Origin of the sequence: Orrella daihaiensis, from assembly GCF_022811525.1 — a bacterium.
In the GTDB taxonomy this organism is placed as follows: domain Bacteria; phylum Pseudomonadota; class Gammaproteobacteria; order Burkholderiales; family Burkholderiaceae_B; genus Algicoccus; species Algicoccus daihaiensis.
Map to the genome: position 1 here is coordinate 1376755 of NZ_CP063982.1, position 25949 is coordinate 1402703.

Annotated in this window: 20 protein-coding genes; 12 read left to right on the forward strand and 8 right to left on the reverse strand. The window is 52.3% G+C overall.

Annotated features, from left to right (window positions below):
• Window positions 1-29: 29 nt before the first annotated feature.
• The 8 genes from DHf2319_RS06285 (at window position 30) to phoU (ending at window position 7203) form a co-directional block, all read left to right on the forward strand.
• The gene (locus DHf2319_RS06285) at window positions 30-1124 is read left to right on the forward strand and encodes a polyamine ABC transporter substrate-binding protein (RefSeq protein ID WP_369810231.1); all 1095 of its coding nucleotides are present in this window, start codon (window positions 30-32) and stop codon (window positions 1122-1124) included.
• Window positions 1125-1130: 6 nt separating this feature from the next.
• On the forward strand, window positions 1131-2261 hold the full coding sequence (locus DHf2319_RS06290) for an ABC transporter ATP-binding protein (protein ID WP_243479941.1): 1131 nt from the start codon (window positions 1131-1133) through the stop codon (window positions 2259-2261).
• Window positions 2261-3187, forward strand: coding sequence for an ABC transporter permease subunit (locus tag DHf2319_RS06295; protein ID WP_243480034.1), 927 nt, complete (start codon window positions 2261-2263; stop codon window positions 3185-3187). The genes DHf2319_RS06290 and DHf2319_RS06295 overlap by 1 nt, the downstream gene beginning before the upstream one ends.
• Window positions 3184-4017 carry an ABC transporter permease subunit gene (locus tag DHf2319_RS06300; RefSeq protein WP_243479942.1) on the forward strand — a complete coding sequence of 278 codons (834 nt, stop codon included), beginning with the start codon at window positions 3184-3186 and terminating at the stop codon, window positions 4015-4017. Before DHf2319_RS06295 ends, DHf2319_RS06300 begins: the two co-directional genes overlap by 4 nt.
• Window positions 4014-4367 (forward strand): Spx/MgsR family RNA polymerase-binding regulatory protein, encoded by a 354-nt coding sequence (locus DHf2319_RS06305; RefSeq protein WP_243479943.1) that lies wholly within the window; start codon window positions 4014-4016, stop codon window positions 4365-4367. Before DHf2319_RS06300 ends, DHf2319_RS06305 begins: the two co-directional genes overlap by 4 nt.
• Before the next feature lie 68 nt (window positions 4368-4435).
• Window positions 4436-5734, forward strand: a complete 1299-nt coding sequence (locus tag DHf2319_RS06310) for a DNA recombination protein RmuC (protein ID WP_243480035.1) — start codon at window positions 4436-4438, stop codon at window positions 5732-5734.
• Window positions 5731-6408 carry a ribose-5-phosphate isomerase RpiA gene (gene rpiA, locus DHf2319_RS06315; protein ID WP_243479944.1) on the forward strand — a complete coding sequence of 226 codons (678 nt, stop codon included), beginning with the start codon at window positions 5731-5733 and terminating at the stop codon, window positions 6406-6408. The genes DHf2319_RS06310 and rpiA overlap by 4 nt, the downstream gene beginning before the upstream one ends.
• Window positions 6409-6489: 81 nt before the next feature.
• On the forward strand, window positions 6490-7203 hold the full coding sequence (gene phoU / locus DHf2319_RS06320; protein WP_243480036.1) for a phosphate signaling complex protein PhoU: 714 nt from the start codon (window positions 6490-6492) through the stop codon (window positions 7201-7203).
• 54 nt (window positions 7204-7257) lie between these two features.
• On the opposite strand, the gene DHf2319_RS06325 is transcribed toward phoU, so the two are convergent.
• Window positions 7258-7530: an oxidative damage protection protein gene (locus DHf2319_RS06325; protein WP_243479945.1), complete on the reverse strand. Its 273-nt coding sequence runs from the start codon at window positions 7528-7530 to the stop codon at window positions 7258-7260.
• 129 nt (window positions 7531-7659) lie between these two features.
• Window positions 7660-9069, reverse strand: a complete 1410-nt coding sequence (argA, locus tag DHf2319_RS06330) for an amino-acid N-acetyltransferase (RefSeq protein WP_243479946.1) — start codon at window positions 9067-9069, stop codon at window positions 7660-7662.
• 86 nt (window positions 9070-9155) lie between these two features.
• Here argA and hrpA point away from each other — a divergent pair, with 86 nt between their 5' ends.
• A complete protein-coding gene (gene hrpA / locus DHf2319_RS06335) occupies window positions 9156-12992 on the forward strand; it encodes an ATP-dependent RNA helicase HrpA (RefSeq protein WP_243479947.1) in 3837 nt (1278 codons plus the stop codon).
• 43 nt (window positions 12993-13035) lie between these two features.
• Here hrpA and DHf2319_RS06340 read toward each other — a convergent pair whose 3' ends face one another.
• On the reverse strand, window positions 13036-13743 hold the full coding sequence (locus DHf2319_RS06340; protein ID WP_243479948.1) for a hypothetical protein: 708 nt from the start codon (window positions 13741-13743) through the stop codon (window positions 13036-13038).
• A gap of 66 nt (window positions 13744-13809) precedes the next feature.
• Entirely contained in the window at window positions 13810-14709 is a 900-nt protein-coding gene (locus tag DHf2319_RS06345) for an aspartyl/asparaginyl beta-hydroxylase domain-containing protein (RefSeq protein WP_243479949.1), read from the reverse strand.
• Window positions 14710-14745: 36 nt separating this feature from the next.
• On the opposite strand from DHf2319_RS06345, the gene dnaE reads away from it, so the two are divergent.
• Complete coding sequence (dnaE, locus tag DHf2319_RS06350; protein WP_243479950.1) at window positions 14746-18234, forward strand: DNA polymerase III subunit alpha; 3489 nt, start codon at window positions 14746-14748, stop codon at window positions 18232-18234.
• Complete coding sequence (locus DHf2319_RS06355; RefSeq protein ID WP_243479951.1) at window positions 18215-19279, forward strand: glycosyltransferase family 9 protein; 1065 nt, start codon at window positions 18215-18217, stop codon at window positions 19277-19279. The genes dnaE and DHf2319_RS06355 overlap by 20 nt, the downstream gene beginning before the upstream one ends.
• A gap of 26 nt (window positions 19280-19305) precedes the next feature.
• Here DHf2319_RS06355 and DHf2319_RS06360 read toward each other — a convergent pair whose 3' ends face one another.
• The 3 genes from DHf2319_RS06360 to DHf2319_RS06370 form a co-directional block, all read right to left on the reverse strand.
• The gene (locus DHf2319_RS06360; protein WP_243479952.1) at window positions 19306-20544 is read right to left on the reverse strand and encodes an O-antigen ligase family protein; all 1239 of its coding nucleotides are present in this window, start codon (window positions 20542-20544) and stop codon (window positions 19306-19308) included.
• A gap of 85 nt (window positions 20545-20629) precedes the next feature.
• Window positions 20630-21400, reverse strand: coding sequence for a YdcF family protein (locus tag DHf2319_RS06365; RefSeq protein ID WP_243479953.1), 771 nt, complete (start codon window positions 21398-21400; stop codon window positions 20630-20632).
• Between the two features lie 16 nt (window positions 21401-21416).
• The gene (locus tag DHf2319_RS06370) at window positions 21417-22346 is read right to left on the reverse strand and encodes a glycosyltransferase family 9 protein (protein WP_243479954.1); all 930 of its coding nucleotides are present in this window, start codon (window positions 22344-22346) and stop codon (window positions 21417-21419) included.
• A gap of 179 nt (window positions 22347-22525) precedes the next feature.
• Here DHf2319_RS06370 and msbA point away from each other — a divergent pair, with 179 nt between their 5' ends.
• On the forward strand, window positions 22526-24313 hold the full coding sequence (gene msbA, locus DHf2319_RS06375) for a lipid A export permease/ATP-binding protein MsbA (protein ID WP_243479955.1): 1788 nt from the start codon (window positions 22526-22528) through the stop codon (window positions 24311-24313).
• 5 nt (window positions 24314-24318) lie between these two features.
• On the opposite strand, the gene rng is transcribed toward msbA, so the two are convergent.
• Window positions 24319-25791, reverse strand: coding sequence for a ribonuclease G (gene rng, locus DHf2319_RS06380; protein ID WP_243479956.1), 1473 nt, complete (start codon window positions 25789-25791; stop codon window positions 24319-24321).
• Window positions 25792-25949: the final 158 nt, after the last annotated feature.

The window sequence follows — 25949 nt, forward strand, 5'->3', positions numbered from 1 at the left end:
TTACTTTGCCGCAGATCAGGGAGGCTCGAATGGTTGCACGTCTTCTTAGTGTGTTGGTAGCAGGCAGTCTTGGCTGGATGGGTGTGGCAAATGCCCAGGATAATCAGCTCAACATATACAACTGGGCGGAATACACCGCTGAAGACACCATCCCCGGATTTGAGCGTCAGACGGGTATCAAGGTGCAGTACGATACCTACGACAGTAATGACACTTTGCAAGCCAAGTTGCTGACCGGTAAGTCTGGTTATGACATTGTGGTGCCATCGACTCACTTTGCCGCGCGACAACTCGAGGCCGGTTTGTTTCAGAAACTGGATAAATCCAAAATCCCGAATTGGGCCAATCTTGATCCAGCCATTATGGATCTACTAAAACCGGTGGATCCTAACAATGAGTATCTCGTACCCTGGGGCTACGGCACCAATGCCTTGGGCATTAACGTCACCAAGGCGAAAGAGATCATGGGGGCTGACGTAAAACTCAACGACTGGTCGCTATTGTTCGATCCAGAAAAGGCAAAGCAATTCCAGTCATGCGGGATTTCTGTGCTTGATGAGGCTGCGCAAGTGTTTCCGGCAGCTTTGCACTATATCGGCAAGGATCCCAACAGCAGTAACCCGGATGATTACCGACAGGCGTTGGAAATGTTAAAGAAAGTTCGCCCTTACATTCGTCAGTTCAGCTCGTCTGGCTACATCGATGAATTAGCCTCGGGTGACCTCTGCCTGGTATACGCCTACTCCGGTGATGTGTTGATAGCGGCCGATCGTGCGCGTGAGGCAAAGCGCAATTACGAGATTGATTTCTTCTTGCCTGATGACGGGGCGCCAGCCTGGTTTGACACCATGGCTGTCCCGGCTGACGCGCCCAATCCTGAGGCTGCCTTTAAGTTCATCAATTACTTCAATGAGCCCAAGGTCTCAGCCGATATCACCAACAACATGTTCTACCCCAATGCCAATAAGGCGGCTCGTCAGTTTGTGGTTCCAGGCGTAGCGAATAATCCGGCGGTTTACCCGCCACCAGAGGTTGCCAAGAACCTATTTGTGATTCAGGCGCAGCCTTTGAACATCCAGCGTTTGCAGACACGTCTTTGGTCTGAACTGAAGTCGGGAAGATAATCGATCATGACGCAAGGGGTAGGCAGCCTGTCCGGCTTCTCGGGCGACGCACAGGCGTTCGTCAAAATCCAGGACCTCACAAAGGTATTTGGACAGACGGTCGCCGTGCAGTCGGTCAGTCTTACGATTCATCGCAACGAGATATTTGCTCTGCTGGGTAGTTCAGGCTGTGGCAAGTCAACGCTGCTCAGAATGCTGGCCGGTTTTGAGACGGTGAGCTCCGGACGCATTTATCTTGACGGCGAGGACATTACCGAGCTTGCCCCGTATGAGCGCCCCGTGAATATGATGTTTCAGTCCTACGCACTGTTCCCACATATGACGGTTGAGGCCAACGTTGGGTTCGGGCTGAAGCAGGAGGGTATCGCTCGTAACGAGATCCATGAGCGTGTCTATGAGGCGTTGGAGTTGGTGCAAATGTCACCTTACGCACGACGCAAACCCCATCAGCTCTCAGGTGGGCAACAGCAACGCGTCGCGTTGGCAAGAAGCTTGGTCAAGCGCCCCAAGTTGCTGTTGCTTGATGAGCCGATGTCCGCGTTAGACAAGCAAATTCGCCACAACACACAAATCGAGTTGGTGCGCATACTCGACCAGCTCGGTGTGACGTGTTTTATGGTCACGCATGATCAGGAAGAGGCCATGACCATGGCAAATCGCTTGGCTGTGATGACCGAAGGGCAGATTCAGCAGGTGGGTACGCCGCAAGAGGTGTATGCGTTTCCGAACTCCCGGTTTGTGGCGGGCTTTATCGGTTCGACCAATCTGTTTGAAGGTGAGATTACGGTTGATGAGCCTGATCACGTCATGATTGAAAGCCAAGACTTGCAGCGCCCGTTCTATGTCGACCACGGGGTTAGCGAACCGTTGGGGATGACAGTGGCTGTTTCGCTGCGTCCGGAGCAGATTCGCGTGGCCCGCTCAGCACCAACCCAAGACTTCAACTGGGCCCATGGCATGGTCAGCCACATGGCCTGGATGGGGAGCTACGCCCTGTATCAAATTCGCCTGGATTCGGGCAAAGTGATTGAAGCCAGTATGCCTAGTCGGTTGCTTGCGCAAGAAGAGCCCCCGGGTGTGGACGACGAGGTCTATGTCAGTTGGGGGCGTGACAGTGTGACGGTGTTGTCCTCATGATGCTCGATCGACTGGGGCGTCGCCTCGGTAACAAAGCGGCATGGTCGGCTTTCTGGACGATTGCGCCGCCTTATCTGTGGTTGGTGCTGTTCCTGTTGTTGCCGTTCGTGCTGGTTCTGAAGATTAGTCTGGCGGATCTCAAGTTTGGCATCCCACCATACACCTCTCTGACCGACCTCAAAGATGAAGCGATCAATCTAACGCTACATCTGCGTGGTTATATCTTGCTGTTTAGTGACTCTCTGTACATCAGCACGTATATCAGTTCACTGAAGATGGCTGCAGTCACTACATTGTGGTGTGCGCTAATCGGATATCCCATGGCGTATTACATCGCTCGCTCGCCTGACTCTATTCGTAATGTGTTGTTATTGGCGGTGATTTTGCCGTTTTGGACATCATTGTTATTGCGCGTTTATGCCTGGGTAGGTATTTTGCGCTCGGATGGTCTTCTAAATAGCGTGCTAATGGCAGTGGGTGTGATTGATGCCCCACTTGAGATTTATCGGACCGATTGGGCGGTTTACATCGGGCTGGTTTACGCCTACCTGCCATTTTTCATCTTGCCGCTATACGCTAATTTAGTGAAGCTAGATACCCGGCTGCTCGATGCGGCGTATGACCTAGGTGCCAAGCCCTGGCGCGCCTTTGTGTCGATCACGTTGCCATTGTCAATGCCAGGCGTGATTGCCGGTGCCATGTTGGTGTTTATTCCCGCGGTTGGGGAATATGTCATTCCAGAACTCTTGGGTGGTGCTGATACGCTCATGATGGGTCGTATTATGTGGAACGAATTCTTTACCAACGCGGATTGGCCAATGGCCTCTGCGATCACGGTCATCATGGTTTTGTTGTTGCTGATCCCCATGATCATCTTCCAGGTCAATCAGAAGCATCGCTATGAAGCTGACAGGGGCAATGTATGAGCTGGCTCAAGCGAACTGCCCCTAATGATCCCAGTCCCCTGGGGCGGATGCTGGCATTGGGCATCGGGTTTTTCTTTTTGTATGTTCCGATTGCCACGTTGATCGTTTTCTCGTTTAACAGCTCTCCCATCATGACCAGCTGGAGCGGATTCTCGTGGCGCTGGTATGAGGCGCTATTGAATGATCAGGCGCTATTAAGTGCCGCCTGGCTGTCATTTAAGGTGGCCACGCTGACAGCGACAGCGGCTGCCATCATCGGCACCTGGGCAGGTTATGTGCTGGCACGTAAGGGTAATTTCAAGGGGTTCTCGCTGTTTGTAGGATTGGTGAGCGCGCCTTTGGTCATACCGGAGGTGGTCTTGGGCATTTCCTTATTGTTGCTGTTTGTAGAAATGGATTCGATCTTTGGTTGGCCCGGTGAGCGAGGTTTGTTCACGATCTGGGTTGGACATACAACGTTCTGTACGGCATTCGTGACGGTTATTGTGCAGTCACGCATTCGAGATCTTGATCGCTCGCTTGAAGAGGCGGCGCTCGATCTTGGCGCTACGCCGCTGAAAGTATTTTTTGCGGTGACCTTACCGTTAATTGCGCCAGCAATTGTGTCAGGCTGGCTATTGGCTTTTACGCTCTCGCTTGATGATGTGGTGATAGCCTCGTTTTTATCCGGACCAGGGGCAACATTGCTGTCACCAGAGATTTTTTCTCGGGTAAGGTTAGGGCTAAAACCGGAGGTCAACGCCTTGGCAACCATTTTTGTGGTGGTTGTGGCCATTGTGGTGGTAGGGCTGAACGCGGTGCAGCGTCGTCAAGCGAGGAGAGGTCTATGAAACTGTATGGATTAAAAAAGTGCAGCACATGCCAGAAAGCAATGGCGTGGTTATCGGAGCACGGTGTAAACCACGAGTTTATTGATTATCGCGATGAGCCAATTGATCCCGAGCATTTAAAAATCTGGGCGGATGCGCTCGGTGGCTGGGAAAAGCTCGTCAATCGCGCCTCAATGACTTGGCGCAAGCTTGCCGATCATGAGCGTGAGGTATACAACGATGAACAGTGGCAATCCCTGATCGCTCAGTATCCATCGTTGGTGCGTCGGCCACTTGCCATTCATCGGGATGGCTCGGTGACGACGGGGTTCAATGAAAAAAAGTTTAAAGAAAAATTAGAGCAGTCGTGAATGAATGGCTAAATGACCCTCAGACCCTGCCATGGCTGGCCTTGGCCAGCGTGGTGCTGTCGGTCGTGATGGTCGTTTTTGTCTATTCTTTGTGGCGATCAAGAAACGTTGACCACGACGATAGGCTAGATCGGATACTGGAAAATCAGGATAGGCTGGAGCAAACCTGGCGAAGTGAGCTTGCTGATAGTCAACGGCAGCTAAGGACAGAGCTGTCAGAGTCGCAGCGGGCCTTGCGCATGGAACTAGCTGCCGCTGACGAGCAATTTCGAGCCATGGTGTCGCGCGATGCTGCTAGCGGCCGTCAGGAATCGGCGCAAGCGCTGGAGCGGTTTGGTGAGTCTTTCGCCCAGCGTCTACAGGCCTTGTCCCAAAGCAATGAACATCGTATGACCGATCTTCGAGGCCTGGTTGAGCAGCGTCTGGAGCTGTTGCAAAAGGATAACGCTGCCAAGCTCGAACAAATGCGGCAAACCGTTGATGAAAAGCTGCATGCCACGCTGGAGCAGCGACTAGGAGAGTCATTTAAACTGGTGTCTGATCGGCTTGAGGCGGTCCATAAAGGTCTGGGCGAGATGCAAACCTTGGCGGCAGGGGTTGGTGACCTCAAGCGGGTATTAACCAACGTTAAATCCCGCGGTACCTGGGGTGAGGTGCAACTAGCCAGGCTCATAGAAGACACGATGACCGGCGATCAATTTGCCCGTAACGTCAAGCCCATTCCGGGCAGTGATGCAATGGTGGAGTTTGCGATCAAGCTACCCGGGCGCGATGGGATCGATGGTCCAGTATGGTTGCCGATTGATGCCAAGTTTCCGAAAGAGGAATACGAACGCTTGCATCAAGCTCAGGAAGAGGCGGACCGTGACGCAGTGAAAACAGCATCACAAGCATTGGGTCGAGCCATTGAGGCACAAGCGAAAATAATCGCCAGCAAGTACGTCGCTCCGCCTTACACGACAGATTTCGCGATTATGTTTCTACCAAGTGAAGGTCTTTATGCTGAGGTGCTCAGGTCGCCAGGGCTACTAGACAGGTTGCAGGCTCTGCGCATCAATGTGTCGGGCCCCGCCAACTTGGCAGCTATGCTCAATAGCCTGCAGATGGGTTTCCGTACACTTGCGATTGAAAAACGCTCGTCTGAGGTCTGGCAATTGCTGCGAGCCGTTAAAACGGAATTCAGCAAATTTGGAGCATCATTGGATGATGTGAAAAAATCGCTGGAAACAGCTGCCAATCGAATTGGCAAGACGGAAACACGCACGCGTGTGATGTTAAGAAATCTGAAGAATGTAGAGGCCTTGCCCGTTGATGAGGCAGCTAGGCTTTTGCGTGATGACGAGTCAAATGAGGATGATGCACGATGACACTCGATGCCAATGCATTGAAACAGGCGGCTGCACAGGCGGCGATTGACTATATCGAACCCTGGTTAAAGCCAGATGCGGTGATCGGTGTGGGTACGGGGTCTACAGCAGACCTGTTCATAGACCTGTTGTGTGCTAAACGAGATCGGTTCAAGGCAGCCGTCGCGAGCTCAGAACGCACGGCCAAGCGCTTGCGTGACGGTTTGGTTCGAGTGCTCGAGCTAAACGAGGTGACCTCAATGCCCGTTTATGTGGATGGTGCTGATGAAATTAACCCGCAGGGCGAGATGATTAAGGGTGGCGGTGGAGCGCTGACTCGAGAAAAGATCGTGGCCTCAGTCTCTGAACGGTTTGTTTGTATTGTCGACGCATCAAAGCAGGTGGAAGTTTTAGGGAGATTTCCTTTGCCGATTGAAGTGATTCCCATGGCGCAGGAAGCAGTACTCCGAAAATGCCGGTTATTGGGTGGCGAACCAGCTGTCAGAGAGGGTTTTGTGACGGATAACGGCAACATCATCGTAGATATCTCTGGGTTGTCAATTCACAACGCTGTCGGGCTTGAGACTGAAATCAATCAATGGCCAGGTGTGGTGACCAATGGCCTGTTTGCCCTGGAAAAGGCTGATGTTGCGCTGGTAGCCGGCCAGGGCGGTGTAACCTTGGTTGAACATTAATTCACAAAACTGTCATATTTAATCCTTAGACTGCGTGCGATAGTAATGAATCAACCCAAAACCCAAAGGTCAGCCTCCACCATGACTGAGCATACCTATAAGCAGTTTGATGTCGAACTTGACGAGATCCGCAGCCATTTGCTGCGTATGGGTGGTTGTGTGCAAAACATGATCACTGATGCAATGCAAGCGGTGCTGACCGGCAACACAGATCTCATCGAAAAAGTCCGTGAAACCGAAAAGGAAGTGAATGAACTTGAGGTTTTAACAGACCAGGAAGTTCAAAATCTCATCGTACGGCGCCAGCCCACGGCGGTGGATCTGCGAATTGCTTTGGCGGTTACCAAGATGCTCACCGACATGGAGCGTTGCGGCGATGAGGCGGAAAAAATCGCCAAGCTTGCTAATCGTATCCATGATGATGCGCAGCGGTTTGTTCCCGAACTTGAATTGCAGCACATGTTTCGTGCCGTATCTGAGATGCTCAATGATGTGATGGATAGTTTTGCACGGCATGACTCGGTCAAAGCCGCTGCAGTGGTTCGCCATGACAAGCAAGTGGATAAAGAGTGGAAAGCCGCGTTACGTGGCTTGATTTCCTACATGATCGAGGATCCTAGAACGATTTCAGGTGCTATCGAGCTTTTGTTTGTGGCTCGTTCTCTGGAGCGCATTGGAGATCATTGCAAGAATATGGCCGAGCGCGTGATCTTTATGGTGCACGGAGCCGATGTGCGTCACCAAGGTGTCAAGGCTGCCGAGCGTTTGGTCGCTGAAAGAACTCAAGCAGAGTAGCGATCACAATAAGAAGCCACCCTGGGACAGGGTGGTTTTATGATGGCTAGGCCGTCACGCCGACGGGGGTACATAGCCCTGTGCTTCGATATCCTGGTCCTCAAACAGAAACTTTTCCATTTGCTCTTTCAGGTATTTACGTGCGCGCGCGTCAGCGAGATTTAAGCGGTTCTCATTCACGAGTCTGGTCTGAACGTCCATCCATTCTTGCCAAGCTTGTTTGGAGACGCTTTGCCAGATTTGTTTGCCAAGCTCGCCTGGGTAGGGCGGGAAATCCAAACCTTCCGCTTCCTTTTTGAGCTTTACGCAATTCACCATTCGAGCCATGCATCACCTCTTGCTTGTTTGTTTTGATCGGCTTGCCCGATCGATTTATTGACCAATGACATTGTAGTGGTTAGTGGTGCTTTGCAAGCAAAGACCACGCTGGCGGGCGTGTTTGCACCCAATGTATTGTCAGAGTCGCTTGATGAAGATCTGACTGTTACGCGCCCGGTTATAGGCCGATTGTCGCTCTTTGGGTAGATCCGATACTCCACCTTGCACAAAACCACGCTTGATAAACCAGTGCGAGGTACGAGTGGTTAATACAAACATGCGCTTGGCACCCAAGGCACGCGCTCGGGATTCCATGTGTCTGAGCAGCAACTCGCCTTCACCAGAACCCTGCCATTCCGGGTGCACAATCAGGCAGCCCATCTCGGCCATTTGCTCCTGGGGAAAGTGATGCAAGGTGGCACAACCGAAGATAACGCCATCGTGTTCCAGCACCGAGAAGTTCTCTACGTCGCGTTCAATGGAGGCTCGGCCACGCGGCACCAATGTCCCATCAAATTCGAGCGGTTCAATCAGGCGCAAGATGGCTCCAACATCATCAATGGTGGCTGGTCTCAAGTCGTCAAGCGTGTCTTCAACCACCATGGTGCCAACACCATCGTGGGTGAATATTTCCAGCAAAACTGAACCGTCCAGATTAAATGGCACCATGTGTGCACGGGCGACACCGCGTTTGACAGCTCGGGATGCGTAGTGCAGATAGAAAGCGGTGTCCTCATCGAGGCCACCAGCTGCCAGCAGTGCATCGGCGTCAAGTCGTGCGAGCTCGGTGTCCACGTTGCCGTCCTCGTCGATCACCCCGGGTGTTTCGGTCAGAAAGATTAGCTTTTCTGCGCGCAGCCCAACAGCTACACTGGTTGCGAGCTCTTCCATGGCGAGATTAAACGCTTCGCCTGTGGGTGAGAACCCCAGAGGCGACAGAACGACAATTGAGCCGCGCTCGATAGCCGCTTTCATGGCGTCAATGTCGATTTTGCGAACCTGTCCAGTATGACGATAGTCCACGCCGTCGATGACCCCCGTCGGGCGCGCCGTCACAAAATTCCCAGAGATCACCCTGATTTGGGCATGCGACATCGGTGTATTGGGCAATCCCTGACTGAATGCAGCCTCAATATCTAGACGAATTTCACCGGCAGCCTCTTTCGCACATTCGAGGGCCGCATCGTCCGTCGGTTGTCGACCCCGACCAAATTGTTGGGTGTAGCCCTTAAGGCGAAGTTGTTCATTGACTTGTGGCCGTGATCCATGCACTAGCACTAGCCGAATGCCTAACGCACTTAAGAGTGACAAGTCTTGAATTAACGGATTCAGGGCATTGGCCTGTACAAGCTCACCGCCGAAGGCGACCACGAACGTCTTGCCACGGAAAGCGTGAACGTAAGGGGCAACCTCGCGAAACCAGCGGACAAACTGTGGACCCGCCGAGTCGGGGGCACCTAAAGCCGATACGGTGTCGGCGACTGCACCAGATAGTGAGTCGTTGTCTGGCTCTTTAGCGACAACAGCGTTGTCGGGGGTGACGTTCATCGTTGGGTGAGATCCTAGTAAGGTTTGATTAGCTATCGATTTTATAATGCGTAAATATTTCCTGCCTCACCGACAGAGCGTAAGCATTGAATTCCGAGCCGTCTGCGGACTTAACCGTTGCCAAATCCCCACGAGCTGAGCCCGTGATCAGTTTTGATCCGGCATTGCCAGTCACACAGGCGCGTGATGAAATCGCGCGCGCTATTGCGTCTCATCAGGTCGTGATCATCAGCGGGCAGACCGGCTCAGGCAAAACCACACAGATCCCGAAAATCTGTCTGTCGATCGGCAGAGGGCGGGCAGGCATGATCGGCCATACTCAACCCAGAAGGCTGGCAGCCACCTCGGTTGCCAAGCGGATTGCACAAGAGTTGCAGACATCGATTGGTGAGCTCGTTGGCTATCAAATTCGATTTCATCAACGGGCGGCATCAACTACCGCGATCAAACTGATGACCGACGGCGTGTTGTTGGCACAAACCCAGCGTGATCGCTTGCTAAAGCAATATGACACTCTGATTATCGATGAGGCACACGAACGTAGCCTAAATATCGACTTCTTATTGGGTTACCTACGCCAGCTGTTGCCCAAGCGACCCGACTTAAAAGTGGTGATTACATCAGCGACCATTGATGCTGACCGTTTTGCGGCGCATTTCGCAGGCCCGGATGGTCAGCCAGCGCCTGTGATTGATGTGTCGGGCAGGTTGTATCCGGTTCAGGTGCTGTATCACCCTGTCACGCAGCCTCGCACACAGATCGAGCAAGGCGAGTTGACAGGCGGTGATGACAGCGACGAGGAGCGCGAACTGACCGATGCCATTGTCGAGGCTGTGGGTGAATGTGCACGCCTCGGTCCTGGTGATGTGTTGGTATTTTTGCCCGGTGAGCGTGAAATTCGCGAGGCTGCTGAGGCCTTGCGCAAGCATCATCCGCCGAGCACGCAGATATTGCCCTTGTATGCCCGGCTATCCCAAAATGAGCAGGAGGAGATCTTTCGACCTAGTACCAGCGCTCGGCGCGTGGTACTGGCCACCAATGTTGCGGAGACCTCCCTGACAGTTCCTGGTATTCGGTTTGTGGTGGATTCTGGCCTGGCACGCGTTAAGCGCTACTCCTGGCGTCAGAAAGTCGAACAGTTACAGGTTGAGCCTATCAGTCAGGCGGCTGCCAACCAGCGCGCTGGGCGTTGTGGGCGTTTAGGCCCAGGCGTTTGTATTCGCCTATACGACGAGTTGGACTTCAAACGCCGGCGTGAATTCACCGAACCTGAAATCCTGCGTTCATCGTTGGCAGGCGTCATTTTGCGCATGAAGTCTTTGGCGCTCGATGATATTGATGCCTTTCCATTTGTCGACCCGCCCACCGGTCGGGCCATAGCGGATGGTTACCAGACACTGCAAGAATTGGGTGCCTTGACTCAGAAAGTTGGGCGTGACGGTCAAGCGTTGAATCATTTGACAGCCGTCGGTCGCACTCTGGCAAAGCTTCCCCTAGATCCCAGGGTTGGCCGCATGTTGTTGGCAGCCAGAGATCAACAGTGTTTGCATGAAATGCTGATCATTGCGTCGGCGCTAGCGGTGCAGGACCCTCGTGAGCGGCCCATGCAGGCCAGAGAGCTTGCCGACCAAGCACATGCCAAGTTCTCTGATAAACAGTCAGAGTTTTTAGTGCTGCTCAAGCTTTGGAGTTGGTACCACGATCAGGTAGCGCATAAATCCTCACAACGGCAATTGGTCAAGCTCTTAAAGCAGAATTACCTGTCAGTGCCGCGTCTGCGCGAATGGCATGATATCCATGGCCAACTTGCCGCTTTGGTGGGAGAGCAGGGCTGGCGGGTTAACCAAACTGAAGCCACGTTTGAACAGATTCACTCTGCCTTGTTGGCTGGTTTGCTTGGGCAAGTAGGTTTGAGCGCTGAGCAAGCGGGGCATTATCAGGGCGTGCGTGGCATTCGGTTCTGGATTCACCCGAGCTCCAAGTTAGCCAAGCGCGCAGGCAAATGGATCATGGCCGCTGAATTGGTCGAAACCAGCAAGCTCTATGCGCGTTGTATCGCCAAGATAGAGCCTGTTTGGATAGAGCGAGTTGGTGGTCATTTGTTACAGCGTAGCTGGTCAGACCCGCGCTGGGATGGCAGGCGTGGGCAGGTGGTCGCGCACGAGCGAGCGACACTATTTGGTTTGCCGGTCTACAGCGGGCGGCTAGTCAATTATGGGCCTATCGATGTGGTGCAGGCCCGTCAGACATTCATACGCGAGGCACTGGTGCCTGGCGAACTGGATGTGCCATTTGATTTTGTGGCTCACAATCGGCGTTTGATTAGGCAAATTGAGCAACTCGAGCATCGTAGCCGTCGTCCTGACATTTTGGTGGATGAGGAGCTAATTGCGCGATTTTATGATCAGCTATTGCCAGCAGATATTTGCCAACTCGCCAAATTTCGACATTGGTTCAGGCATTTGCCCGCTGAGCAACAAGTGCGATGGAAACTGTCGCGGGAGGACTTGATGCAGCATGAGGCTGCCGGTATCACCAGCGATGTGTTTCCCAAGGCCGTGAGTTGGCAAGGCACCCAACTAAAACTCGATTATCACTTTGAGCCGGGTTCCAGCAAAGATGGCGTGACTTTGACGGTGCCTCTGGTCGTTCTGAACCAACTATCGCCTGAGCGTTGGGAGTGGCTTGTGCCGGGCATGCTCAAAGAGAAGGTGCAGTGGTTAGTGAAGTCTCTGCCACAAAAGCTGCGTAAGCATTGTGTGCCTTTACCTGAGTATGCCAAGGCATTTTTTGATAGATGGTTTGATCGCCTCGATCACCCGCCGGGCAGTTTGTTGGCTGCGATCATCCAGGATATCGACACACAGTTTCATGTAAAGGTGGCTATTTCGGATTTTCGGCTTGACAGCTTGCCAGCACATCTATTCATGAATTTCAAGGTGATTGATGAGCACGGTCGCATGCTCAAAGCCGGTCGAAACCTCGCTCAAATCAAAGCTGATCTTGGACGTCAGACGCAACAGACCCTGCAGGCTATGGCCGCAGAGGGCCAGCCTGTAATGGCAGACGTACCTCAGCAAGAGATCACTGGCTGGTGTTTCGATGAGCTACCTGAAATTATGGAGATCCGTCGTCAACGGCAAACGGTGATCGGCTATCCGGCATTGGTGGACGAGGGCAGCCACTGTCGCATCGATGTATTTGATGAGCCCCACATAGCCCGTGAACATCATCGCAGGGGGGTGATTCGACTTTTACGCTTGGCACTGAAGGAGCAAATTCGTTTTATCGAGAAAAACTTACCGCAGTCCCTTAAGCTAGGTGTGTTGTATATGCCGTTGGGTACGTGGGATGAACTGCGCGGTCAGATTGTCGATGCAGCCTTGTATCAGGCTTGTTTGGCTGGTGATTGGCCGGTCACGGCTGCTCAATTTGATGCTTGTCGTGAGCAGGCCAAGGAGCGGGTAGGGCTGCTAGCACAAGAAATGGGGCGATTGGTGTTGGAGATCCTGCAGGTCTGGTCAGATGTGCAAAAGCGTTTGGTGCAATTCAAAGTGCATCCAAGCGCTTGCCAAGATATTCATACCCAACTCGAACAATTGATTCACAAGTACTTTGTGGTGCAAACGCCTTATGAACATCTGAGGCACTTTCCTCGCTACTTACAGGCTGTATTGGTAAGGTTTGATGCTTTGCGCGCAGATGCGGACAAGGATCAGGCCAAAATCAATGAGATGGCGCCACTGGTGGCGAACTATCAACGTGCCAAGGCAAGCTTGGCTGGTGCGCCAGATCCTGCTTTGGATGAGTTTCGCTGGATGCTCGAGGAGCTGAGGGTGGCGTTATTTGCGCAACGATTGCGCACGCCGTATCCCGTATCGGTGAAGCGATTGCATAAAGTCTGGCAGGCCTTGGCACGTTAACGAGACATTAAATGTATTTTGGCAGAGAGCTGGCAGCTTAGCCTTAGAGTCTGGCAAGTTCAATCGCTATTGTCTGGCAGTCTTGGTTTTTGAGGGGTAGATCTGTTTTGTCAGCGAGCTTTGCAAAGATTGCTTGGCTAACCCACCAGTCTTCAAAGGGTTTATTGTCTTGTGACACGTCAAGTGCCAGCGGCACATAACCATTGAGCTCTAATATCTGGCGTTGCGCGAGCGCGGTCTGTTGTCCGAATTGGTACGCGTCGTGTTCGAACGTAATAAAAGAAAAGCTGAACTGATCAAACGGTATTTGTTTAAGTACCGCCAAAGAGGCCTCTGGTGGATCAATATCTATTTGCAGGTAGTCGATGATTTTTGGGAGTGCGTGCTGGTTAAAAATTTCAGCGTAGTCATGCTTGGTTGCATCGCCCTCGATACACGTGTTGTGGCGAAACCAGTTAAAGAACCTCACATATTCTCGATCAATTTCGAATGATAGGCCGCGCCAGCCATAGTTGATCTCAAGTGCGTAGGAATTACTGCGTTTGACTGCGTCTTGCGCACCTATTTCGACATAGGTGCCTCCATGCTTTCGATCAAATAGTTTGATGACAGCCAGATCTTGGTAATTGCTTGAGAAAATTTCTTCTCCGTCTATGGTCTTGCCGTATTTTTTTCTACGGTCTGACAAGATGAATCGAAAAAAATACTTTGTCAGATCAACGAGAATCATGAGAGATCGGGCGTTACCCATCGGATTGTCTTTGCTGCCGGACCGCAATCTGTCGATGAAAGCGTTAGTGCCATTGAGCCTGCATCCTCAGATTGCCAAGAACAACAAAATAGCCAGTGCAATCAAGCCAATTTTGGTTGCTTTGTAGAGCGTTCGATTGGCGTCTTTAAAGGCCTTTCGTTTCTGGTCAATGACCCAGTGAGCATGAGTGAGTTTGTTGATAAAGCCAGTTTGATCGGTTTCAGCATTTGGCGAGCTTGCGGCAGACATCACATGGCGCCCGAACCATCTATTAAATGCCTCGGCCCAACGCCATTTGAGTGGCCGTTCGACATCGCAGAACAGAATGATTCGATTTGAGTCGGTCTTATTGTGTGCCTCGTGCACGTAGGTTTCATCAAAGATAACGCCTTCGCCGTCATGCCAGATGTGTCGGATGCCATCGACATCGATATAACACTGTGGGTCATTTGGCGTAGCAAGGCCCAGGTGGTAGCGTAACGAACCGGCAAATGGGTCTCGATGTGGATTTAGGCGACCACCAGGTGGCAGCTCAGCAAACATCGCGGCTTTGACATACGGAATTTGCTTAAGCAGTCCAACAGTTTGCGGGCAGAGCTCTTCTGCGGAAGGGTGTTTGGCGTCGTACCACTTCAGGTAAAACCGTTTCCATCCGTACTTGAAAAAGGAGTTAAAACCGATATCGTCGTGTTTGTCTGGTGCTTTGATTTCTTTGAGTTGAGCCAGCTGTAATGCCTCGTCTCGGATGGTCTGCCAGTTGTCTTCGAGCAGCTTAAGCTCTGGCAGGCGCGACACCGGGACGTAAGGCGTTGTCGGTACCTTTGAAGTCAGTACCATCAATGCGTTGATGGGTGCCAAGATGATTGAATGATCAAGCAATTGCCGCTTGAGCGGCAGCCTGACTTGTCCGCGAAAGTGGGCTAGTAAAACCGAGCCTAGCCATAAAAAAAGAATCAGCCATTTCATGATGCGTTTGGACACTCCTTCGGTACAATCGACTGCATGTCAGACCCAACTACTACCCCATTTGTTCACCTGCGCGTTCACTCCGAGTTTTCGGTGGTGGACGGCATGGTTCGCATTGGCGATCTGGTCGACCGGGTGCGTGCGCTCAGCCAACCTGCTGTAGCCTTAACTGATTTGGGCAACGTGTTTGGCCTCATCAAGTTTTACAAGGCTGCACGTGCACAAGGGTTAAAGCCGATTGCCGGGTGCGACATTGGGCTAACCAATGAGGCTGACTTAAGCAAACCTTTTCGTATTTTACTATTGGTAGCCAACGATACGGGTTACAGAAGCCTGTGTGAACTGATTACACGCGCTTGGCTGGAAAATGCCCGCCAGGGGCGCGCCGAAATCAAACGGGAGTGGTTGCTTGACCCACAGGCCAATGAGGGGTTGATTGTGCTGTCTGGAGCCCGACATGGTGATGTCGGCCAGGCTTTGCTGGCAGGGCAAGCCGACTTGGCTCAGGAACTGGCCACGCAGTGGCAATGCGCGTTGCCCGGTCGATATTTTCTGGAATTGCAGCGTACTGACAACGTGGCCGATTGGCAGTGCACCGATGCGAGTCTTGCGTTGGCTGAATCGATTGGGCTTGCGGTAGTGGCGACTCACCCGGTGCAATTTTTGTCTGCAGACGATTTTCAGGCACATGAGGCGAGGGTTTGCATTGCTGATGGCGAGATCCTGACCAACCCCAATCGTCCCAAACGATTTACGCCAGATCAGTATTTGCGTACATCACAGGACATGGCGGAGCTTTTTAGTGATGTGCCATCCGCAATCGCCAATACGCTTGCAATCGCCAAACGCTGCACTTTGAATTTGACACTCGGTCAACCGCGGCTACCTGACTTCCCGACGCCAGACGGATTGTCGATTGATGATTACCTGGTCAAGTTGTCTCAGGATGGCTTAAATATAAGGCTTGAGCAACTGTTTGAGGATCCGGCTGAACGAGAGCGCCAGCGCCCGACCTATGAAGCCCGGCTTGACTGGGAGTGTCAGACGATCATCCAGATGGGGTTCGCAGGCTATTTTCTGATTGTGCAGGACTTCATTAACTGGGGTAAGAATAATGGTGTTCCTGTGGGTCCTGGTCGAGGTTCTGGAGCCGGCTCCTTAGTGGCATACAGCCTGGGCATCACTGATCTGGATCCAATACGCTATGACTTGCTTTTTGAGCGTTTTCTGAACCCTGAACGGGTATCCATGCCTGACTTTGATATCGATTTTTGTCAGGACAATCGCGAACGGGTGATTGATTACGTCAAACAAAAGTATGGTCGGCAAGCGGTCAGTCAGATCGCCACCTTCGGAACACTGGGTGCCAAGGCTGTCGTTCGCGATGCGGGGCGAGTGCTAGACATGCCTTACAGCCTGTGTGATGGGTTGTCGAAATTAATCCCATTTAACCCGGCTGACCCCTGGACACTTGAGCGGGCACTAGCCGATGAGCCGGCATTCAAAGCTCGCTATGAGCGTGAGGACGAGGTTAGGGCGTTAATCGATCTTGCGCGACCGCTTGAGGGATTAACGCGTAACGTGGGCATGCATGCAGGTGGCGTTCTCATTGCGCCTGGCAAGCTAACCGATTTCTGCCCCCTATATTGCCAGCCAGGTCAGGATGCCAGCGCCGTGTCGCAATACGACAAGGATGATGTCGAAGCCGCTGGCTTGGTGAAGTTTGACTTCCTGGGGCTGCGCAACCTCACCATTCTCGATTGGTCAGTCCGATATGTACGGCGCTTCAATGATGATTTGACCGACTTTGACATCATGAAGCTGACCCTGGATGACCCAATGGTCTACCAATTGCTGTGTGAGGGTAACACCACGGCAGTGTTTCAGCTTGAATCACGCGGCATGAAAGAGTTGCTTAAGAAGCTGCGACCAAGCAACTTTGAAGACGTCATTGCCGTGTTGGCGTTATATCGTCCTGGCCCCTTGGAATCGGGCATGGTCGATGATTTCGTGAATCGTAAGCACGGCAGAGCAGCGGTCGATTATTTCCACCCGGATTTGGAGCATACGCTTAAGAGCACGTACGGTGTCATCGTTTATCAAGAGCAAGTGATGCTCATTTCGCAGATCATCGGTGGCTACTCACTGGGCAGTGCCGATCTTTTGCGTCGCGCCATGGGTAAGAAAAAGCCTGAGGAAATGGCTAAACAGCGTGAGTTGTTTCAACAGGGCGCGGAAAAGAAGGGCCATGATCCGCAGTTGGCCGTCAAGCTATTTGATTTGATGGAGAAATTTGCGGGCTACGGTTTTAACAAGTCGCACTCGGCCGCCTATGCCTTAATCGCCTATCACACCGCTTGGCTCAAAGCACATCACCCGGCCGAGTTTTTGGCGGCCACACTGTCATCGGATATGGATGACACCGACAAAGTGCAGATTTTTTGGCGCGACTGCATTGCCAATGGCGTTAAAGTGTTGCCACCGGATGTCAATGCGTCGGGTTATCGGTTTGAGCCAGTCAAGGACGAGCATAGCGCTGCGGGCAAGCCTCCCCGAACGATCCGTTATGGTTTGGGGGCCATTAAAGGCGTTGGCCAGGCGGCGATCGAGGAAGTCATTCGGGCGCGTGATGCTCAGGGCGCATACGTATCGTTGGCCGACTTTTGCAATCGTATTAATCGGCAGATTGTCAATCGGCGGGCAATAGAGTCCATGATTCGAGCAGGTGCCTTTGATCCAATCGACGCCAATCGCGCTGCTTTGTTGGCAACCCTACCCAAGGCGATAGAAGCTGCTGAGCAAGCAGCGCGTAGTGCTAGCCAGGCATCGCTTTTTGGTGATGATGCCGGCGAGGTGGTCGCTGTCGAGCTCGCCAAAATAGCCCCATGGGATTTACGGCGTCGCCTCATTGAAGAGAAGGCTGCGCTTGGTTTCTTTTTTAGTGGGCACATGTTTGATGCGTGGCATGATGAGGTCCGTAGAGTAGTGACCAAGCCCTTATCAAAAATTTCACCATCACGCGACAACCAGTGGTTGGCAGGTACGATTGCTTCGGTCAGAACGCAAATGACTCGACGCGGCAAGATGCTGTTCGCGACGCTTGATGACGGTACAGCGCAGATTGAAGTGGCGCTATTTAATGAGCTCTATGAAGCAAATCGGCACCGCTTGCGTGAAGATCATTTGCTCGTGGTCAGTGGTCGTGTATCTCTAGACGAATACTCAGGTGGCCTAAGGGTGTCGGTCGATGAAATATTCGATCTGCAAGCCATGCGTGAATCGCGCGCTCGTGCCCTGAAAATCGAGCTCAATGGCAATGCCGATGCCAAACGACTTGAGCAGTTGCTTGAACCCTATCGCGCTCCAAATGCTGAGCAAGGCATGGTTGTTGAAGTTGTCTACCAAACCAAAGGTGCACAATGTGTTGTGCGTTTGGGCGAGCATTGGCGAGTTCATGTTCCAGACGAGTTGATCGGCGAACTGGCTAAATGGGTCGATGCCAGTCATGTTGAGATACGTTACTGAGTCGGTGCAACGCTGGCGCGACCGGTTGCGTCGGCGCCTAGCTATTTGGATATGGGACAGGCCCAACCGTCAGGATGGTGTCTTTCAAGACCGAGTGGTCTTCATACGTTGGGATGCCAAGCTCGGGGACACAATTGTCCTGTCTTGGGTTTTGCGTGCGCTTGAGCGGCAACGCCCTGATCTTGAAATTGTCGTGATTACTGGTGAGTCACTCGAGGACTTGTACCGTTGGGGTTATGGCATTGACTCTGTTTATCGGGCAAGCAAGCGCCATGGGTTCAAGAGCCTAAGATCGATCGTTTCAAAGCTGGAGCGTCCACGTTATGTTGTGCATTTGAGCATGGCCTGGCGCGCACGAGATTTATGGTTTGTACACCATCTGAAGCCGCGGCACGTTGTCGGGCTTGATGATGAGCTTAGAATGGTTGATGTCAAGCTTGGCCAACGATCGCTCGGCTTGCACTTTGCCGACAAACTTGTACCTTGGCTTGAACAGATCGGCGTCGATGTCAATTCAAGGCGATATTCGATACCGAGAATCCCCGAGGCTGGTCACCGGGTTGATCTATGGTGGCCAAAGGGCAAGGTTATCGGCGTGTGCCCCTATGGGGCAAGTCGCAAGAAGTATCTAAATGATGTCTGGTTTGAGTCAATCGTGCGCGGGCTGCTGGCAAATCAATTTAATGTGGTTGTGCTGGTGTTGCCCGACCATCACGCGGTCGTGCAAAACATGATTCACAAGCACGCCTGGCAACAGCGAGTGTTTTTGAATCCGGATAAGTCGTCCGTGTACGATCTCTTTGAGCAAGTTGCTCGTTGCGATGGCGTGGTGTCAGTTGACACAGCTGTTGTTCATATTGCCGTGGGTTTTGAGCGTCCACTGGTGGCCATTTACAACTCTTCAGGCATCGAGTTTGATCACTGGCATCCGAACAGTTCTAAAGCACTGGTCCTTCGGGGCGCGTCTGATTTAAGTCAGATCGATAATGGTCTGTCTCAGATGGAGCTGGCGAGAGCTTTGCAGTATTTGCGATGCAACATTTAGGCGCTACGCCAAACATCGAACGCTAATCAAGTAGCGCGCCTGTCAGCAGGATGAGGCTGACTCATCTGAAGCATCGCCCAAAACAACACAAAGAAAAGTGTGACAAAGTGCGGGACGACCGTGTAGAACATGCCCACGATCAGCAGGTTCATGAGCAAGATCGATGGCGTCGGATTGCTGTTAATGATGTGCCAACTAAATCGGGTGCATAGCCAAATTAGATAAATAGTCATGGCTAGCGTCCACAAAACACCATGCCTCAGTGCGTTGTCTATGTAGGTGTTGTGGGTGTCACCTGTCGGGTACCCGTAGCCTGTTAATCGGGAGCGGTCCGCATCGTTATATGGCATGGTCTCAAAAAATGCCACCTGCTTTGCATCATAACTTTGAGCCCCTCCGCCCACGATGAATTCGACGGGGTCGTCCTTGGCCAGTTGATTTAGATGAGCAATGCCAATTTGCCACAATTGCAGGCGAATCCAATTGGAGCTGTTGGTTGTGGTATTGAAAACCGAAGCAAACCGCTCGATTACCGGCTGGGCTTTTTGCTCCAGGGTGGTTAGGACTAGAGTGCTGGCTATTACACCAGTGATTAATCCAAAGAGCACCAGCTTTTTATTAGGCTTAAAAAACACAAAGTAGATGGCTAGGCTAAGTAAGGCACCGATCCAGGGTGCCCGACCACCGGCCAGCACAAGCATGAGCAGGGCCAAGGCTGTGGTGCCAAGATGGATGACGCGTTGAGCATTGCTTGCTCCTGTCCATTTAAAACTGAGCACCATGAAGGCAAAAAACAAACCGAGCAATGAGTCCCATGTGCCTTGTGGCCATGGTCCTTGCATTCGATCGCCAAAGTTCAATTGCCATTGGTATTCATTGAGCGTCAAAACCGAGGCAATCCAAAAGCCTGTGATCAATCCAGCCATGGCAATGTTTCGATTCAGTTGCCTAGACAATGCAAATACGAAAAAGACGACAGCAGGCAGGAATAATGTCTTACGGGCCATCCATGTGATGTCCTGAAACTGCTCGGCACCAATACTGGCAGTGATTAAGCCAAGCAAGAAGATCGCTAACGACACTTTGGTGATTCGGTTGTTCCAAACCATGTGTCGGTAATCGGGTTGTATCGCACAACGCACCATCAGATAGAGCGTGATGGCGCCGGATGCAACGTACATCCCGGGCTTCCATACAAACACAGACACTGCAAATAGCAGGGTCAAAAAAGATTCAAAATGCTCGAAGCTAAGTTTGGTGTTCATGCGCTAATTGGCTGTTGTCGCCAGTTTTATTGGTTGCGATGTGGCAACCGAACTATAAGCGATGCATCTGGTGGTCGGTGGATCATCAAGATGAACCAACCAGATTCGTTAGCCAATAGATCACCAATCCCGCGTACTCTTTGATGATGCTTCGACTGGCCAAAAGTGTATGCAGGTCGGGTGACCAATTGGTTTGTGGGGTTGAGCCGTCCAATCTAATTTGAGGTGGTAACGCAGCAGGAGTCACCGCGACGGAGGTGCCATCAAAAGCAGCCATGGCTCGGGGCATGTGCAGTGCAGAGGTGACTAACAACACTCGATCGAGATTGAGTTTTTTTAATGTTTTTTGCGTGAGCTCTGCATTTTCGAGGGTGCTTTGGCTCTCTGTTTCCTGCACAATGGCCTGTGCGGGTATACCGGCCCTTTCAAGAGAGCGGGCCATGCTTGCGGTGTCGCTGATATTGCCTTCTAGCGCTCCGCCAGAAAGCACAATCAGCGGTGCTCGATCAGCTTTATAGAGATCCGCCGCCAAAGATTCCCGGCCAACGACATTGATTCGGTCGTAGGGCTCGAACCAGTTTCGACGATTGCCCTGGATGTGGCCACCGAGTACGACGATAGCCTGCGCTTGGGGGTATGCCGCTGGTTCACGAGCCGGATAGCGATGCTCCAACCATCCACCTGAGAACACAGTGGTGATGGGCAGCGACCACAATAGCACCCAGGCCAACCCGAATAACAAGCAGGTAATCGCCAGTATCCGGCGCTTGATCAGCAGCAGAAGTACTGCAAGCACAACGAGAGCTACCAGTACGTTGGGTGGAAATAGCAAGCTGTATGCCAAGCTACTGACCATGGCGAATGTCTATAGTTTATTGATCAATATTCTGTGATTTTGCAAGCATCTGCCTTACTTTTGCAAAGACTTCATGTAAGTCAGGCCAGCATCCGTTTGTACCCAGTCTTTCGGCTTGCGCTGACCGGGCAGCTGTGATGCTGGGATCGGTTACCCCAAAAAGGGTGAGTTGTTGCGCATCGGCCACGGCTGCCAAGTGTGAAACGCCCGAATCATTACAAACCACCAAGCTAGACAATTGAGTCAATGCGCAGAACTGCCGCAGGGATAGCGGATCAAGCAAAGTGGTGTCTGGACACGCTCGTTTGGCTTGTTCACGCTCTTGTGGGGGAGGACACATCGCCACTGCGGTGCCCTCAGACCTCAGTAACCTAGCAAGCTCAGCAAAATATGGCCATACTTTGACTTTACCGTGGTGTGTGCCCGTAGCCGTGGGGGCAAGCAAAACAAAGTTTCTCGGTGTTAGGCCATGCGCTATAAGATTGGTTTGAGCTACATCGAGGTCTTGCGCACTCGTGGTCAAGGTGACCATAGGTGTCTCAGCGTGCGCGTGAGCCAGCAGGGGGCTCTGAATGTGCCAGGTCAGCAGGGCCTGCCTGGTCAGTAGCCACCATTTTTCGGCGGCGTGTATTGAGTGATCTGGCTTTTTGACAGGCCAGCGCAGCAATAGACTGCGACCGTCATCTCGATAACCGATTGATTTGATACCTGCGAACCGAAATAGGGCTGCACTAGAGAGCGAATCTGGCAAAACTAGACCCAATGCGCTGTGTCTGGTTGCCGCCGTCAGATTCTTGATGGATCGGTAGTCCGACCGGAAGTTGCCTGACACAGCAATAAAGTGTTGCGGCGCGTACTCCTTGACGAGGTCTTCTGCCCAGGCACGGGCGCATACAATCAGAGGGTGTCCAGTTAGAGACAACGCTTTCAGGCAGGGAAGGCTCATACAGACATCGCCAACCCAGTTAGGCAGGCGAACGATGATTGGCGAATTCGCGTGTGCAGATTTAGTCACTATCAATTTGGCCTGTGCGCAGCGTAGGGCAGTGGTCGTTACAATCCAGACTTTATGGACTGACGCCATTATGGCGGCAGGCTCGGGTTTGTTCAAATGAAAGGTTCAAGTTGAAAGAGGCTAATGCCAATCCGCATACTGACCACCCTTTAAAAAGCGCTGTTTGGGGTCGTATTTATTCGCGAGTCGGAAAATTCTGGAAAGCGTTGGCAGCTGCGGCATTCTTCATGGCAATCGCGGCAGCTACACAGCCCACCCTGGCTGTGGCGATGAAGCCCTTGTTAGATGAAGGTGTAAGCGGTGCTAAACCGGGCTATGTCTGGCAGATTCCGCTTGCAATCGTGGCATTGGTATTGCTTCGAGGCATCTGTGCCTTTGTGAGTGATTATTTGCTCGCCTGGGTCGCTAACCACATGCTGCTCGGTTTGCGCCGCGATATGTTCGACCGGTTGCTGTCCCTGCCCGATGATGAATTCAAAAAGGGCGATAGCGGGCGACTAATGAATCGTTTTACGGTCGACGCAGGCAACATCACATTTACGGCCACTAGCGTTGTCACCGTGTTGGTTCGTGAGACGCTGGTTGTGATTTCACTGCTGGCAGTGCTGTTCTATATGTCTTGGCAATTAACACTGATTATTTTGGTGGTGATGCCAACATCGATCTTTATTTCCCGTTTATTCATGAAGCGCCTTCGGCGTATTAACCGTGAGACCATCAGTAGCAATGCTGGTCTTGCTGATGTGGTCTCTGAGGGCATCTCTGGGCAGCGAGTTATCAAGTTATTCGACGGGTATGAAGTAGAGCGAGACCGTTTCAGCCATGTGAACGGGCAGTTACGCCGCCACCAGATGCGCACTGCCATCGCCGACTCTGCGTTACGTTCAATTGCGCAAGTCATCATCGCGGTGGCCGTGGCACTGGCTATCGGTGTGGCCTTAAACGAGACCACATCAGGGGTGTTATCCGTGGGCAGCTTTGCGGCATTTATGGCCGCTTTGGCGCAGATTTTTGATCCGGTTAAACGACTAACCAGTGTGCTGAGCAATATGCAAAAGATGCTGGCTTCAGCAGAAAGCGTTTTCGACTTGATCGATAAGGCTGGCGAGGATGTCGTCACCGGGGGGGATTTCCCGGCAGTGGTGCGTGGGCGCGTCGAGTTTGCCGGTGTAACCCATCGGTTTGAAGACGCTGAACGAGATACATTGAGCGATATCTGGCTGACGGTTGAGCCCGGTGAAATTGTTGCCCTGGTGGGCCGATCCGGAAGTGGCAAAACAACTTTGGTCAACACCTTGGCTCGTTTTGTGACTCCAAGCTCTGGTGCCGTACGTATCGACAGTGTGGACATTCAGACGTTGTCACTTAAGCACCTGCGTGCCAGGTTATCGCTCGTCAGTCAGGATGTTGTTTTGTTTAACGGCACGATTGCGAGCAACGTCGCTTACGGTGCCTTGCATGATGTGACTGATGCGCAGGTAACGGACGCGCTCGCCGCGGCTAACCTGCTTGACTTCGTCAACGGCTTGCCCGATGGCATTCAAACACAGGTCGGAGAAAACGCGACCAGGCTATCGGGCGGGCAGCGGCAACGTTTGGCTATTGCCAGGGCGTTGATCAAGAATGCGCCGATTTTGATTCTGGATGAGGCAACCTCTGCCCTAGACAATGAGTCTGAGCGCCAAGTACAGACTTCACTTGAGACCTTAATGAATGGGCGCACGACCTTGGTTATCGCGCACCGGCTTTCAACCGTCCAGAATGCAAATCGGATTGTGGTGCTTGATCACGGGCGCATCATCGAAAGTGGCTCGCATCAGGAGTTGTTGGCTGTTGATGGCGCTTATGCTGCACTCTTTAAGATGCAGTTCGCAGGGGATCAGGAGCAGGTTGATTAACGACCTTAGATCAACACAATGTCGTACTGCTCCTGCGTGCAGGTCGTCGATACTTCTAGAGAAATCGGTTTGCCAATATGCTCGCTTAGTTGGGCTAACTGCTGGCTTTCTTCGTCGAGGAACAGGTCAATCACTGACTGGGACGCGAGGATACGGTACTCCCGTGGGTTGAACTGTCGTGCCTCACGCATGATTTCGCGCAAGATTTCATAGCAAACGCTGCGAGCGGTGAGGATCTGGCCGCGGCTTTGGCAGGTGGGGCAAGACTCACACAAATGATGTGATAACGCGTCGCGTGTGCGTTTGCGGGTCATTTCGACAAGACCGAGGGGGCTAAATTCACTCACTGTTGTGCGGGTTCGGTCCTGAGCCAAGGCTTGTTTGAGCGTGTCCAGTACCGCGCGCTGGTGTTCAGCTTCATGCATATCTATAAAATCGATGACGATGATGCCGCCTAGGTTGCGTAGTCTTAATTGGCGGGCGATTGCGTGAGCGGCTTCCAGGTTGTTTCTAAATATCGTGTCATCGAAATTGCGCCCGCCCACGAAACCGCCAGTGTTCACATCAATGGTAGTGAGCGCTTCAGTCTGATCAATAATGAGATAGCCACCAGACTTCAGATCTACCCGGCGAGATAGCGCTCTTTTTAGCTCCTCTTCGACATTGGCCAGATCAAATAAGGCCCGCTCTCCCTCGTAGTAGGTGATCTTGGCGCTGACCTGAGGCGTATAGGTATCGGCCCAGACTTGCATGTCGCGTGCGGTTTGCGCGCAGTCCACCAGTATTCTGTGAGTTCTAGGGCTGACAACGTCGCGCAAGACGCGCTCGGGTAATGTCAGGTCCTGATAGAGCAGGGCAGGTACCGTGCAGGATTTCGCGTTTGTTTGAATGTTTTGCCACAGACGCATCAGGTATTCAATATCTGTCTTTAGAGCCTCATCGCTGGCATCTTCGGCTTGTGTGCGAACAATGAAACCACCCTTGCAGTCCTCTGGCATCAGTGACTGCACGCGCTCGCGCAACACTTGTCTTTCTTGCTCTGATTCAATTCGCTGCGATACCCCGATGTGTGGGTCATGTGGCAGATACACCAGCAAGCGCCCGGCCAAGCTGATCTGAGTCGAGAGCCGAGCGCCTTTCGTGCCAAGAGGATCTTTTATGACCTGCACCATCACCGTTTGCCCCTCAAAGAGCAATTTCTCAATCGGTGTCGTGGTTGTGCCAGCAAGTCGCTCTAGTCGGTTCTCGCGTACGTCGGCGATGTGAATGAACGCTGCTCGGTCAAGACCTATGTCGATGAATGCACTTTGCATGCCCGGCAACACTCTGGCGACTTTGCCAAGCCGAACGCTACCCACTTGCCCGAGTTGAATGTTGCGCTCTAAATGAAGCTCTTGTACCGTGCCCTGACAGACCAGGGCGACTCGGGTCTCAAACGGAGTGACATTGATGAGGATATCTTCAGTGGATGGGTCCATTTGGGCTTTGTTTTGTTCAAAGGATTTGATCTCTGTGATTAGAGTCTAGCCCTATTCGGGCTAACCCGGAGTTTTAATTTGACAACCGCCAAAAACGCGTTCATAATCTCGTTTCTTCGCTGCTTGAACAAACGCATCGGAAACGAGGCAAAATCAAG